This is a genomic window from Algoriphagus yeomjeoni (assembly GCF_003259505.1).
GTDB classification, from domain to species: Bacteria; Bacteroidota; Bacteroidia; order Cytophagales; family Cyclobacteriaceae; genus Algoriphagus; species Algoriphagus yeomjeoni.
On sequence record NZ_QLLK01000005.1, the window covers coordinates 166,350 to 179,644 of the forward strand.

General features: G+C 41.1%; 13 protein-coding genes. 6 read left to right on the forward strand and 7 right to left on the reverse strand.

What is annotated here, in order from left to right; translation table 11 throughout:
- Positions 1 to 11 precede the first annotated feature (11 nt).
- The 7 genes from LV83_RS10015 to LV83_RS10045 form a co-directional block, all read right to left on the reverse strand.
- A complete protein-coding gene (locus LV83_RS10015) occupies positions 12 to 686 on the reverse strand; it encodes an acetoacetate decarboxylase family protein (RefSeq protein ID WP_111611412.1) in 675 nt (224 codons plus the stop codon).
- Positions 679 to 1,440 carry an SDR family NAD(P)-dependent oxidoreductase gene (locus LV83_RS10020; RefSeq protein WP_111611413.1) on the reverse strand — a complete coding sequence of 254 codons (762 nt, stop codon included), beginning with the start codon at positions 1,438 to 1,440 and terminating at the stop codon, positions 679 to 681. Before LV83_RS10020 ends, LV83_RS10015 begins: the two co-directional genes overlap by 8 nt.
- A gap of 1 nt (position 1,441) precedes the next feature.
- On the reverse strand, positions 1,442 to 3,160 hold the full coding sequence (locus tag LV83_RS10025) for an IlvD/Edd family dehydratase (protein ID WP_111611414.1): 1,719 nt from the start codon (positions 3,158 to 3,160) through the stop codon (positions 1,442 to 1,444).
- A gap of 272 nt (positions 3,161 to 3,432) precedes the next feature.
- Positions 3,433 to 4,740, reverse strand: a complete 1,308-nt coding sequence (gene murA / locus LV83_RS10030; protein WP_111611415.1) for a UDP-N-acetylglucosamine 1-carboxyvinyltransferase — start codon at positions 4,738 to 4,740, stop codon at positions 3,433 to 3,435.
- Complete coding sequence (locus LV83_RS10035) at positions 4,740 to 5,408, reverse strand: DUF4290 domain-containing protein (RefSeq protein ID WP_111611416.1); 669 nt, start codon at positions 5,406 to 5,408, stop codon at positions 4,740 to 4,742. Before LV83_RS10035 ends, murA begins: the two co-directional genes overlap by 1 nt.
- A 65-nt stretch (positions 5,409 to 5,473) precedes the next feature.
- The gene (locus LV83_RS10040; protein ID WP_111611417.1) at positions 5,474 to 7,744 is read right to left on the reverse strand and encodes an ATP-dependent helicase; all 2,271 of its coding nucleotides are present in this window, start codon (positions 7,742 to 7,744) and stop codon (positions 5,474 to 5,476) included.
- A gap of 153 nt (positions 7,745 to 7,897) precedes the next feature.
- A complete protein-coding gene (locus LV83_RS10045) occupies positions 7,898 to 8,737 on the reverse strand; it encodes a lysophospholipid acyltransferase family protein (RefSeq protein ID WP_111611418.1) in 840 nt (279 codons plus the stop codon).
- A gap of 285 nt (positions 8,738 to 9,022) precedes the next feature.
- Here LV83_RS10045 and LV83_RS10050 point away from each other — a divergent pair, with 285 nt between their 5' ends.
- From LV83_RS10050 to LV83_RS10075, 6 genes are all read left to right on the forward strand, one after another.
- Positions 9,023 to 9,616, forward strand: a complete 594-nt coding sequence (locus tag LV83_RS10050; RefSeq protein WP_111611419.1) for a sigma-70 family RNA polymerase sigma factor — start codon at positions 9,023 to 9,025, stop codon at positions 9,614 to 9,616.
- A gap of 12 nt (positions 9,617 to 9,628) precedes the next feature.
- On the forward strand, positions 9,629 to 9,901 hold the full coding sequence (locus LV83_RS10055; protein WP_111611420.1) for a mycothiol system anti-sigma-R factor: 273 nt from the start codon (positions 9,629 to 9,631) through the stop codon (positions 9,899 to 9,901).
- Positions 9,902 to 9,903: 2 nt separating this feature from the next.
- Positions 9,904 to 10,476 (forward strand): guanylate kinase, encoded by a 573-nt coding sequence (gmk, locus tag LV83_RS10060; RefSeq protein WP_111611421.1) that lies wholly within the window; start codon positions 9,904 to 9,906, stop codon positions 10,474 to 10,476.
- A gap of 3 nt (positions 10,477 to 10,479) precedes the next feature.
- Positions 10,480 to 11,046 (forward strand): nicotinate (nicotinamide) nucleotide adenylyltransferase, encoded by a 567-nt coding sequence (nadD, locus tag LV83_RS10065; protein ID WP_111611422.1) that lies wholly within the window; start codon positions 10,480 to 10,482, stop codon positions 11,044 to 11,046.
- Between the two features lie 506 nt (positions 11,047 to 11,552).
- Positions 11,553 to 12,686, forward strand: coding sequence for a 6-bladed beta-propeller (locus tag LV83_RS10070; RefSeq protein ID WP_111611423.1), 1,134 nt, complete (start codon positions 11,553 to 11,555; stop codon positions 12,684 to 12,686).
- Positions 12,687 to 13,058: 372 nt separating this feature from the next.
- Positions 13,059 to 13,280 (forward strand): hypothetical protein, encoded by a 222-nt coding sequence (locus tag LV83_RS10075; RefSeq protein WP_111611424.1) that lies wholly within the window; start codon positions 13,059 to 13,061, stop codon positions 13,278 to 13,280.
- Positions 13,281 to 13,295 lie beyond the last annotated feature (15 nt).

Sequence of the window (13,295 nt, forward strand, 5' to 3'; positions counted from 1 at the left end):
TTAAAATGGTATTATAAAGCATACTTCGCTTTAGGGAATTCGATATTTAAAGGGTTAATTTTTACTGCGAACAATGGTTTTTTAGAGGTGAGATCAGGGAAATAAGTAGGATCCATAGTTAAGTGTTTGACTTTAGCGAGTTTTCCCCAACCGTTCCCTGAGGGTTTTGTGAAGAAATCAACCTTATCCCATAGTTGGTGTAGTTCTATAGGTAAAAAACTTGTTGACATAGGAAATGGAATTCCACCAGACTTCACTTTGCATGAAAAAGCAATCTTGTCACCGTCTTTAACTTCAATATGCTCCATGCCCTTAATTTTCTCCCAGGAAATCTCTAAAGTCTGTTTTGGAATTCCCCAATTGGATCGACCATTTTGAGTACTTACTTCAGTACTCACGTAGATTTTGGTGATAGACTGCTTGTCGTAAAGAGAAAATTTCCCCGGTAGGAAAAGTAATTCTTTGTATGGGCCAACTGGTGAGGAATTATAGTTTACTAACATTAGGTAGCCTAAGCCACCTTTAAATTTTCCTTTCAAATGATCTGGTAAATCCCCATTGCGCTCCAGCCATTTTCTTGAAAATTTATAGACCAAAATTATCCCCTCTCCCTGCAATTTCCATGGTGCGGGAGCCTGCTTGAACAATTTCAAGTTCTTGAGAATGATTTGATGATTTTCAGGCATAAGGTGAAGGGCTAACACTTGTCCATCCACCATCTATCACTAAAGTTTGTCCGGTGATATGCCTTGCTTCATCAGAAACCAGAAACGCAGCTGCATTCGCGATATCCTTCACTGCAGCCGGTCTGCCTAGTGGAGTGATTTTCGACCAGGTATTTTCATATTCAGGATCAAGGATAGTTCTGTTTGTTACCGTTGCTCCTGGTGCAATAGTGTTTACTCTGATTTTAAATGGAGCAAGTTCGAGAACCAAGTTCTTCGCAAGCATTTCCAGAGCAGCTTTACTCATGGCATATGCAGCGAGATTTTCATGGCTTTGATGCGCTGTGACGGAAGAAGTGAAAAGCAACGCACCACCATTCACCTGATCTTTCATCACATTTGCAGCAGCCTGAGCCAAGAAGAAAGTGCCTAGTTGATTTACTTTGGTCACTTCCATAAAATCTGCTCTGGAATACTCCAAGAAGGGTCCAAATAATGTGATTCCTGAATTAGCTACCACAATATCCAGTGTTCCAAAATTGGTCAGAGCTGTCTGTATCAACTCTTCTATCACTTCCTCAGCGCTAGAATCCCCGGAAACAGCAATGGCTTGTACCCCATGAGCAATACTAATTTTCTTACAGGCTTCAGTAATGAGCCCTTCTTCAAGGTCATTAATAATGATATTCACACTTTGGGCAGCAAGTTTTTCGGCAATTGCTAATCCAATTCCCTGCCCTGCTCCGGTGATTATAGCGGTTTTTTTGGGTATCATTTTAATGCGAATCCCGTTTTACTTCGGATCCTGAACTGCCTTGGAGGAAATCAAAGTCTACCCCTTCGTGAGCTTGGTTGACTTTGTCTAGAAATAAATTGACGTAGCCACGCTCATAAGGCAAGTTTAGAGGCTTAAATTCCGCTCTTCTTTTTTCAAATTCTTCGTCAGAGATCAACAGGTTTAAGGTTCTTGCAGGAACATTTAGCTCAATCATATCTCCAGTTTGAACTAATGCCAATGGTCCACCGATAGCTGACTCTGGCGATACGTGGAGGACCACTGTACCATATCCTGTTCCGCTCATTCTTCCATCAGAAATACGAACCATGTCTTTGACACCTTTAGCAAGGAGCTTTTGGGGTAACCCCATATTGCCGACTTCAGGCATTCCAGGATAGCCTTTTGGCCCCACGTTTTTCATTACCATGATGCAGGTTTCATCGATGTCCAACTCAGGAGTATCAATTCTGGCTTTGTAATCATCTATATCGTTAAAAACAACTGCTCGGCCGGTGTGAGTCAGTAGGCTAGGAGTGGCCGCGGATGGCTTGATGACAGCTCCATTGGGACAAAGGTTGCCTTTCAAAACTGCAATTCCTGAGTCAGGTTTTATAGGTTTTTCGAAAGTGCCTATTAGATTTCTATCATAGCATTGAGCTTTAGAGAAGTTTTCACCGATAGGTTTACCATTTGCGGTGATTTCACCGAGATGCAAATGTTTTTCAATTTCCTTCATTACCGCTGGAAGGCCTCCAGCATAAAATAGGTCTTCCACCCAATGCTCTCCAGATGGCTGCACATTAGCAATCAGCGGAATCATAGAAGAAAATTTATCAAAATCAGTCAAATCAACATCTACTCCAATTCTTTTGGCGATGGCAGTAAGGTGCAGGATAAAATTGGTTGACCCTCCCAAAGCTGCATTCACCATAATAGAATTTTCAAATGCTTTGCGCGTGAGGATTTTGCTCATTTTCAAGTCTTCATTTACCATTTCGACGATCCGCATACCCGTCATGTGTGCAAGCACTTTGCGTCTTGAATCAGCTGCAGGGATGGTGGCGTTATCAGGTAAGGAGAGACCAAGTGACTCAACCATTGCTGCCATAGTGGATGCGGTGCCCATAGGTGCGCAGTGCCCCACTGAGCGAGACATAGCTGCCTCGGCTTCTATCATGTCGTCTTGGGTCATTTTACCGAGCTTGAACTCCTCTGCAAATCTCCAGATGTCAGAAGTGCCTATTTTTTTTCCTTTGTAGCGGCCGACTAGCATAGGGCCACCTGAAAGGACTATTGAAGGAATATCCACAGATGCCGCTCCCATGACTAAAGAAGGGGTAGTTTTATCACATCCGCACATGAGGACTACACCATCCATTGGGTTTGCTCGGATACTTTCTTCCACATCCATGCTAGCAAGATTTCGAAAAAGCATGGCGGTGGGCTTGATAGAGCATTCACCCAGTGACATTACTGGGAATTCAAGTGGAAACCCTCCAGCTTCCCAGATTCCGCGCTTCAGCGCTTCGGCTAGATCTCTAAAATGTGCGTTGCAGGGAGTAAGCTCGGACCATGTATTGCAGATTCCGATAACAGGCTTATCTCCTTCAAAAAGGTGGTGAGGAAAACCTTGGTTTTTCATCCAGGACCGATAAATAATCCCGTCTTTTCCTGTGCGTCCGTACCAATCTTGGCTCCGGAGTTTTTTCTTTGACATATAGGTTGTTTTGGCTATTAAAGCCAGAATTTACCAAAATTTTTGCAAAGGAAAGAAATGAAAGAATATTGCTCTGGTATTTATTTTATGTCCAAATAGATTCTTGAATAAGGTCAAGTTCTTAGTGGAATCTCTGGTGGAAGCCTATCTTTCTGATAAAGTGTTGGTAATGAGTTAGAGAGAATAAAAAATCCTTGTCAATAGACTCACTGAAAAAAGAAAGGGCTTTGAAAATCATTCAAAGCCCTTCACAGGTAAGTATTTATATACTGTTAAGAGATTCTCTCAATTTCTGCTCCTAGAGCTCTTAGTCTATCGTCAATATTTTGATAACCTCGGTCGATCTGCTCGATATTATCGATGATTGATGTGCCATTAGCAGAAAGAGCTGCGATAAGCAAGGCTACCCCAGCTCGAATATCTGGGGAAGTCATGCGGATTCCGCGAAGTTCAGTTTTTCTGTCTAAACCAATCACTGTGGCTCTATGCGGATCACAAAGGATAATCTGTGCTCCCATGTCGATCAACTTATCCACAAAGAATAAACGGGACTCAAACATCTTTTGGTGAACAAGAACAGTCCCTTTTGCTTGGGTGGCTGTTACCAAAACGATACTTAACAAATCAGGAGTGAATCCCGGCCAAATCGCATCGGCAACTGTCAGTATAGAACCATCAATGAAAGTCTCAATCTCGTAATGCTTCTGAGCAGGAACGAAGATATCATCTCCTCTGAATTCTAGTTTGATACCCATCCTACGGAACATATCAGGAATGATTCCCAAGCGAGGAATTTGACAGTCTTTGATCGTAATCTCGGATTGAGTCATGGCTGCAAGACCGATGAAAGATCCGATCTCGATCATATCAGGAAGCATTTTATGTGTGGTGCCTCCCAGTTTTTTCACACCTTCGATAGTGAGCAGGTTTGATCCAACACCTGAGATCTTCGCTCCCATGCGGTTCAGCATGTCGCAAAGCTGCTGCAGGTAAGGTTCACAAGCTGCGTTATAAATAGTCGTAGTTCCTTCAGCCATTGCGGCCGCCATGACAATATTTGCTGTACCAGTTACAGAAGCTTCATCGAGAAGCATGTAGCAACCTTTTAGATTCTTTCCATCGATGTGGAAAATCTCATTTTTTGAATCGTAATTGAATTTTGCTCCGAGTTTCTGGAAACCAGTAAAGTGGGTATCCATTCTTCTACGGCCGATTTTGTCTCCTCCTGGCTTAGATAGCTTTCCAGTACCAAATCGAGCTAGCAAAGGACCCAAAAGCATTACTGATCCTCTTAAAGCTGAGGCTTTTTTGAGGTATTCCTCTGTTTCCATGAAGTCAAGGTTGACTTCGTCAGCTTGAAAAGTATACGTCTCAGGACCTTTTTTAGTGACTTTTACACCCATATCGCTCAACAAATCAATAAGCTTATTGACATCTACGATGTTTGGGATTTTATCTATGGTTACTTTCTCCGGTGTGAGAAGAACAGCGCATAGAATCTGAAGTGCTTCGTTTTTTGCTCCCTGAGGAATTATTTCTCCTTTGAGTTTAATTCCACCATTGACCCGAAATGACCCCATTAATTTCTACGTTTTTTGTTGTGTCCGTTATTTGAGCGACGCTTATTATTGTGATTGGATCGCTTGTTTTTACTGTTGGTGCGCTCTTCTTGGCGAGGTGGTTTGAAGTCCCGGTGCGTATTGGATTCAAATAGTCCATTTTGTTTCACCTTCTCCAGATCGATGTGCAGTTTCCCTTTGGATAACGTCTTGATGTCGTCTAAGATTATGGCATCATCGAAATTTTCTCTGTTCCAGGTGGAGTGAAAGCTTCTCATGAGCTGACCGATAAAAATAATTGCAGCTTCCTGCTCCTCGTCATCATCAAGCTTTATCGCTCCTTCTATCAATTTCTCGATATTTCGGCCGTAATGCTTGAATTTGATTTCACTGGTAGGATAACCAATAGGCAGTGGCTTTTTGCCAAGCAATTCCTTTTCAGGCATCGGGAAAGGAGCGTCTACATCAAGTTTGAAATCTGACATGATGTACAAGTCGTCCCAAAGCTTTTGGTCGTTCTCCTGCTTTACGCTGGGATTGAGCTGTTTGATGATTTCAATTACAGTATAGGCGCTTTGGGTGCGCTTATCACGATCTTCAATCGCCGTGATGTGATCAACGAGGCGTTGAATGTTTTTGCCGTATTCTTTCAAAATGAGTTTTTGTTTATCTAGTTCTAGTGGCTCCATAGTGCATCCCGTTTAGCGCTATTTAAGGTAATGAAAAAATTACCAAAAGGCAGGGGTGCAGGTGATTAGTCTATAATTCTGAGCTTCGCAAAGCTAAGTAATAATGTTTTCTCGCCAAAATGCTCGAACTGAATCGATGCTTTTCGGTTAATTCCTTCTGTTTCAATCTTTTGAACTTTCCCAAAGCCAAACTTTGGATGTTCTACCAATTGCTCTGCTTGAAGATTGTTCGTATTGGAAGGCTTGAAATCCGGGCTAGGCGTATGCAGTTTCATCGCTGTCGGCATCCTGCTTTCCGGCTTCTTTTTTATTCCAATATAGCCTGATGCCGATTCTGAGCTTCCAGGTAATCCTTCTCTGCGAAAAGCTCCAGGCATTTCTTTCGAAGATACTTTTTTACTCACTTTGATACAATCTGGTGAAACCTCTTCCAAGAATCTACTTGGCTCGCAATTTAGCAATCTACCATAGCGATATCGAGTCAGGGCATAAGTGAAATACAATTTGTCCATCGCTCTGGTGGTGGCTACGTAAAACAATCTCCGTTCCTCCTCCAGATCTTCCCGACTTTGCATCATCATCTGTGAAGGAAACAAATCCTCCTCCATTCCCACCACAAAAACCTGCTTAAATTCCAGTCCTTTGGAAGAGTGAATAGTCATTAGCGTGATCGCATCTGTGGTGTCTTTATCTCGATCATTGTCTGTGAGCAAAGCGATTTCTTGTAGAAAAGCTCCTAAGCTTTTGTCCTCATTCTCTTCATTATCCACATATTCTTTGATGGCATTGAGCAATTCCTGAACGTTTTCGTAGCGGTTCAGTCCTTCTATAGTTTTGTCTTCATAGAGCTCGCGCAAAAGACCACTTTGCTTCGCTATGCTACTTGCTGCTTCGAAGGCATCCTTTCGCTCCACTTCGATTTTAAATGCTTTGATCATAGTCGCAAAGTCATCCAGTTGACTTGCAGCTCTACCACCAATGAAGCTATGCGCATTTTGCACCACTTCCCAGAGCTGCATATCATGATCAAAAGCTGCAACCAAAATTTTATCGACAGACGTATCTCCAATACCACGCTTTGGATAATTCACAATCCGTTTGAAAGCTTCCTCATCCACGGGATTCACTGTAAATCTCATGTAAGCCATCAGATCCTTGATTTCCTTCCGTTGGTAGAAAGAAAGACCACCCACGATCTTGTAAGTCAGGTTCAATTTTCGCAAAGCTTCCTCTATCGCTCTGGATTGTGAGTTTGTACGGTAAAGGATAGCGAAATCGCTGTTATTTAGCTTTTTGGTATTTCGCTCTTCGAAAATTGTTGAGGCAACAATTCGGCCTTCTTCGCTGTCAGTGCTTGCTTTGACCAGTTCGATAAGATCTCCATCTCCGTTTGAAGTCCAGACGTTTTTTTTGAGTTGGGCTTTATTCTTGTCGATAATGGAATTTGCTGCATCCACAATTGTCTTCGTGGATCGGTAGTTTTGCTCCAGTTTCACCACGAATAGATCCGGATAATCCTTCTCGAAATTCAAGATGTTTTGGATGTCCGCTCCACGGAAGGCATAGATACTTTGCGCATCGTCACCTACCACACAGATGTTCTGATGGACAGCTGCTAGCTTTTTGGTGATCAGATATTGGGAAAGGTTAGTATCCTGAAACTCATCCACCATCACATAGCGGAAGCGCTGTTGGTATTTATTCAGCACGTCGAGATGATCTCGAAAAAGGATGTTCGTATTGAAAAGCAAATCGTCAAAGTCCATCGCGCCAGCTTTGAAAAGTCTATCCTGATAGCGCTGGTAGATTTCTCCCATTTTTGGTTTCATCGCAGCTTCGTCATCTGCTTTCACAAATGGATCATCCTGATACACCTTCCAGGTAATCAGGCGGTTTTTGGCACCAGAGATTCTCGATAGAACTGCATTTGCTTTATAAACTTTGTCATCCAAACGCATTTCCTTGACGATCGAACGAATGAGTGATTTGGAATCGTCAGAATCGTAAATGGTGAAATTGGAAGGGTAACCAATTTTTGGGGCTTCTACTCTAAGTATTTTTGCAAAGACGGAGTGAAAGGTCCCCATCCAGGTATTTCTAGCTTCTAAACCAGCCAAGGTTTCTATTCTGTGGCGCATTTCTGCTGCAGCCTTATTCGTAAAAGTCAGCGATAAAATATTGAATGCATCTACTCCCTTTTCATAAATCAGATGAGCGATTCGGTAGGTAAGCACACGGGTTTTGCCAGATCCGGCACCAGCGATGATCATAACGGGTCCATCCGTATGCTCTACAGCCATTCGCTGCTCTGGGTTTAAACTATCGAGGTAATCCATTTATTTTTTAGATTCAAGAAGCTAGATACAAGAGTCAAGATTAGGTATCAAGTAACTAGTATCAAGATTTGAGGTTTAAAGTGGGATTTGGAAATTTTCAAGCTTCCAATTTTCCAATTTTTCAATCCGCCATGGCGGACAAGTTCTTTCAATTTAAATTTTCCATCGCTTGTGGCTCCAGAGATAAAGATCCGGCTGAAGTCTGATGTTTTCTTCGAGCATTTCACAAAACTGATCCGTGATGCTGTGCTCGTAATGTCCGACAAATGGAGGCTCAGCTAATTTGATCATTTCGTAGCGATAATGGCCTCTCTTTGTTTTGGTCATTTTGCCGTAGATGACGTGGAGGTTCATTTTCTTGGAAAGAAATTCTGCTCCCTCAAAGAAGACCGCGGGTCTATTTAAGAAGTCCCTTTTGTATCTTTTCTCCGCAGTAGGAGGGCGCTGATCTGAACCTAGTAATACTACTCTGGGAGATTTTGCTAAGGTAAGCATGGTCCTCCGAAAAGCCTTTTTTTCTGTAACTTTTCCGCCAAAATGTGTCCTAACAGTATTCATCAAGCTATCGAAGAAAGGGTTGTTGACTTTCAAATAGACCGTTTCTACAGGAGCCTGGATCGCTTGATTGATACCGATTACCCCCATTTCCCAGTTGAATAAGTGGCCTGAAACCATTAAAGCCGAAGTGCCGGAATTGACCACTTCGTCCAGGTAATGTGAATTAACCATCTCAAATCTTCGCTCAAACTCTATCTGAGAAATAGTCAGGAGCTTGATCGTTTCGGCAAACGAATCAGTGAAATTCCTATAAAAGCTATTTCTGATTCTTTTGCGTTCCTTCTCTGACTTCTCCGGGAAAGCAAATTTCAAATTCTCATCAATAACTTTTTTTCTGTAGCCAAGAATAAATCTAGCTACCAAATAAAGTATATCGGAGATCAGATAAAGTATTGGAAGTGGAAGGTAAGAGATTAGCTTAATTACAAAGCTCATGAGTTTTTAGGCATATCACGGAGATCATAACAACTAACAAAGAAAAGGAAATCACACGAATTCTTTTGGTATGAATATCCAATATCTACAGCGAAGAGCTCCTTTGCTATTGGTGATTTATTTAGTTTTCAATTTTCAACCCAAGCAGAAATAGAGACGGGAAAAAGATTTTATATCAAAGTTTTCAAGGTGTACGAACGATATTCAAATCTTATGCGTTCGAATTTTTCTCATTTTCTAGTAATAACTAGTAATAAATTGACCCAATCATTACTTTTGAGGCATATGTCGGAAGTCCAGCGCAGAAAATATTCTCAGGAAGAGAAAAATGCCATCTTCGATGGGGAGTTTATGCCACACATAGACTCAATGTACAATTTTGGCTACAGGCTCACCTTCGATGAAGATGATGCCAAAGATCTTGTGCAGGATACTTACCTAAAAGCCTATCGGTTTATCAACTCTTTTGAGCAGGGAACTAATGCCAAAGCTTGGCTATTTAGAATCCTGAAGAACAGTTTTATCAACGAATACCGGAAGAAAAGTAAGCAGCCTGCAAAGGTAGATTATCAGGAAGTTGAAACTTATTACAACTCCGATGATGTTCACTACCAAACTACTAGCGATCTCAGAGCTGAGTCGGTGAAGGATATGCTAGGTGACGAGATCTCTAATGCATTGAATAGCCTGGCAGTTGATTTTCGAACAGTGATTATCTTGTGCGACTTGGAAGGGTTCACTTACGAGGAGATGGCCAAGATTCTGGATATCCCAATTGGGACAGTAAGATCCAGATTGCACCGCGCAAGAAATCTATTGAAAGAGAAACTTCAAGGTTACGCCCACAATATGGGATACAATACGGACGAGGAGGATTAAAAAAAATTACCCATGGAAATGAATGACAACCCATCTGGAGAGCGAAAGAAGCAATGCAGCGACGAGAGCAAGTGCTTTGAGCTGTTAGAAAGTATTTTGGACGGTGAACTTCAAGATTCCGGCAAGGAAGTATTGAAGGAAAAGCTGGCCAAATGTCAACCTTGCTTTGAACATTACCACCTGGAGCAGGCTATCCGAGATGTATTGAAAACAAAATGCACCAAACACGCTGTACCCACTGAACTAGCGGATCGTATTCGAGAAAAGATTCAGGATATTATATAGTCATGACCCAAGGAAAGGCCATTATTTTTTCAGCGCCATCGGGTTCAGGCAAGACTTCCTTAGTGAAGCACCTGATCCAAACTATCCCAAATCTGGGATTTTCTATTTCTGCCTGTACCCGTGACAAGCGTGGCAGACATGAGGTTCATGGAAAAGACTACTACTTTTTAAGCCAAGAGCAGTTCAAACAGCATATCGACAACGACGATTTTATAGAATGGGAAGAAGTCTATGCAGGTAATTTCTACGGTACGCTCAAGGAAGAAATTCAGCGCATCTGGGATTCCGGAAAAGCTGTGATTTTCGATGTGGACGTCAAAGGTGGATTAGCCCTAAAGAAATACTTTGGAGATCAGGCATTGGCGATTTTTGTGAAAGTACCTAGTTTGAAAGTGCTGGCAGAACGACTAAATGATCGAGGAACAGAGTCAGAAGAATCACTTTCCCGTCGAATATTCAAGGCAGAGTTTGAATCCAAGTTTGAGCCACAGTTTGATGTGACGGTAGTCAATGACGAGTTTTCAAAGTCAAGCGCAGAAGCTGAGTATTTAGTCAGCGAATTTTTAGCCAGATAAGTTTTGAAGATCGGTCTATACTTCGGTTCCTTCAATCCCATCCATATTGGTCATCTGATCATCGCAGACACGCTTCATGACCGCACCGATTTAGACCAGGTTTGGTTTGTGGTCAGTCCGCAGAATCCGCTTAAAAAGCGTCAGTCTTTGATTCATGAGTTTGATCGACTGAGAATGGTGGAACTCGCGATCGAGGACAATTATCAGTTCCGTGCCTCAGATGTGGAGTTTTCCATGCCTAAGCCAAGCTACACCATAGATACACTCGCTTACCTGACTGACCAATATCCACAGCATCAGTTTTGTTTATTTTTAGGTTCGGATAATCTCACCCAGCTGAAGCGATGGAAGAACTACCAGACGATTCTGGACAACTATGAGATCTTCGTCTATCCACGACCCGGCGATGCAACTACTTTTGAGCACCCGAGTATTACCCTGATCGAAGCGCCGCTTTTGGACATCTCCGCGACTTTTATAAGAAAATCTATTCTTGCCGGTAAGTCTGTCAAATACCTACTTCCTGATGGAGTGGCGGATTATATCCGGGATAAGAAGCTTTATCAGTAGGCAGTATCAGTGATCAGCCACAGAGTGCAGCTATATAGCAGGAGAAGCAGTTATCAAATTGAAAATGAAAGTGATACACGTTTATTTGTTTTTTTAAATAATTTCCTGGTTGTTTTCAAACTAATCCCTGCGATTAAAAAAAAATAGTAAACTTATACCGAAGTCTTAAGTGAGACCTGATTCCGGTCGGGATTTTTTTAAAAATCTTTAACTATTTTCAATTATGAAAAAATTATTATTTGGGATGGTCTTACTTGCTGCTACAGGTATGTCATTTAGTGGCTCTTTTGCAAATGCCCGAGTTTTAGATGGGGAAGGCGACTGTGAGAATCGGTAGAGATCGATGGAGAAGAAATAGAAGTTACTGTTTGCAATCGAAAAACAAACTTTTGGGGTCTTCTAGATGGGGAAAAATGTAATGCTGCATCCACCACTGCTTGTACATTCACAAATTAATTAGTTCAATGCGGGTCTAAACAACCCGCTTTAGCAATTTATCTAAAGATATGATCAAACGATTATTTCACATTTTCAAAATTCTTTTTTTTTGTGCTTTCTTTTCATGTGGACAAACCTCCCCAGAGGAGGTTGGATCCTCCTTAATAAAAATTAAATCAACAGCCTCTGTCAAAGATCTCAAGCTAAAGTCTGCTCGATTAGTCAGTTTTTCAGATAATTCTTTTTCACCAATAGGAAGTCTGTTTAAAGTCATATCGATCGAAGAAAGAATTGTCGTCGTCGATAAAATTAAGGGAAATGCAGTGCTTATTTTTGATGATAGGGGAAGGTACCTTAGTCATATTTATAGAATAGGGGATGGTCCTGGTGAATACAAGAATCTGGAGAATATATATTATGATGAAAAGGAGAAGTTACTTATTCTGATTCCTATGGACTATAGGAAAAAGTATTTTTTCGATCTTAATGGTAATTTCATTAGAGAGGAGAGGTATAATGAAAATATTTATTATTCGGACTTATTACCTTCAGATGATATTGAGATTCTGGTAAATAATGGCTCTTTAAATTTAGGGGATGGTTTTCAAGTGTTTGAAAATAATCAATTAATCACGTCAGCCATACCCTATGTGAATTATTTAGACAACACCCCCTTGGAAGGGAGGAATCTAATTTCCCAAATTAATGAGGACAATTTCAATTTTACTGTTGGAAATAGAGACACCATTTTTCGCTATAATACTAAGAGCCGAGAAATTTCAACTGATTATATTTTTGATTTCGAATCTCCGATTTCAAAAATTGATTATGGTAACCATCCCAGTCCATTAGAATATTTTGTAGAGAGCCAAATGTTTATTGGCATTTTTGATATTTTTCAAAATGATAATTTCCTTTCCTTCACAACATTTAAATATCCGAGAATCAAAGGTAGGCTACTATCAAAATCAACTAATAAGCTCTATGATACTGAGGAGTTTATCCGGCAGGAAGTTGGTGACCTTGGCTTTGAGGGGATATTGGGGATGGGACATAATGGAGAGTTCATTGCGGTGCTGAAGGCTGGCGAAGATGGGAACTGGGATTTTTCAAATAACAAGAGCCTAGCGGATGCCGCCCTTCAAATGGGGGAGTTGGAGTCTGAGGAGTTTCTGCTTCTTTTCTTTGAGATTGATGAGTGAAACTAAAAGAGAGTCTGATTTGAATGCTTTGGTGATCATATTTCCGCTGTCCTTATTCGTAAAATCCTCAAAGATGATTCCTATGTGAGAGATCTCCTTCTTTATAGAGGTCTAGACTATATCCAGGACAAGAAGCTGTATCAATAAGCAGTGTCAGTGATCTGTGGGCAGGTTCAGCTTGCAGCTACGCAGCAGGTGAAGCAGTTTTCATTGTGAGAAATGAGGGTGATACACAGATATTTGTTTTAAATACAGATGCAGTTCTTTTTCAAACTAATCCTTGCGATTAAAAAAATAATAAACTTATACCGAAGTCTTAAGTGAGACCTGATTCCGGCAGGGTTTTTTTAATTAATTCAATCTTAAAGTTTTATGAAAAAGTTATTATTTGGAATGGCCTTCTTTATGGGGGCTATGGTCTTTAGCATTGGGGATCTTCTGGCTGAAGAAGACGAAATGAGATGGAAACAATTGCCTTGTACAGATGGATCTGGAGGAACGTATGAAGTTTGTTGGTTAACAGGAGATGGAAATATCTGCGATACTTGGGGAGAGCAAACAAGAGACTGTGATCTAGTTATTGAAATAGGTTAGGTGCAAGTCTTTAAA

Bases quoted from the DNA above. Each gene is read 5' to 3' on its own strand.
- LV83_RS10015 (WP_111611412.1), bottom strand. From the start codon at position 686: ATGCCTGAAAATCATCAAATCATTCTCAAGAACTTGAAATTGTTCAAG.
- LV83_RS10020 (WP_111611413.1), bottom strand. From the start codon at position 1,440: ATGATACCCAAAAAAACCGCTATAATCACCGGAGCAGGGCAGGGAATT.
- LV83_RS10025 (WP_111611414.1), bottom strand. From the start codon at position 3,160: ATGTCAAAGAAAAAACTCCGGAGCCAAGATTGGTACGGACGCACAGGA.
- murA (WP_111611415.1), bottom strand. From the start codon at position 4,740: ATGGGGTCATTTCGGGTCAATGGTGGAATTAAACTCAAAGGAGAAATA.
- LV83_RS10035 (WP_111611416.1), bottom strand. From the start codon at position 5,408: ATGGAGCCACTAGAACTAGATAAACAAAAACTCATTTTGAAAGAATAC.
- LV83_RS10040 (WP_111611417.1), bottom strand. From the start codon at position 7,744: ATGGATTACCTCGATAGTTTAAACCCAGAGCAGCGAATGGCTGTAGAG.
- LV83_RS10045 (WP_111611418.1), bottom strand. From the start codon at position 8,737: ATGAGCTTTGTAATTAAGCTAATCTCTTACCTTCCACTTCCAATACTT.
- LV83_RS10050 (WP_111611419.1), top strand. From the start codon at position 9,023: ATGTCGGAAGTCCAGCGCAGAAAATATTCTCAGGAAGAGAAAAATGCC.
- LV83_RS10055 (WP_111611420.1), top strand. From the start codon at position 9,629: ATGGAAATGAATGACAACCCATCTGGAGAGCGAAAGAAGCAATGCAGC.
- gmk (WP_111611421.1), top strand. From the start codon at position 9,904: ATGACCCAAGGAAAGGCCATTATTTTTTCAGCGCCATCGGGTTCAGGC.
- LV83_RS10070 (WP_111611423.1), top strand. From the start codon at position 11,553: ATGATCAAACGATTATTTCACATTTTCAAAATTCTTTTTTTTTGTGCT.
- LV83_RS10075 (WP_111611424.1), top strand. From the start codon at position 13,059: ATGAAAAAGTTATTATTTGGAATGGCCTTCTTTATGGGGGCTATGGTC.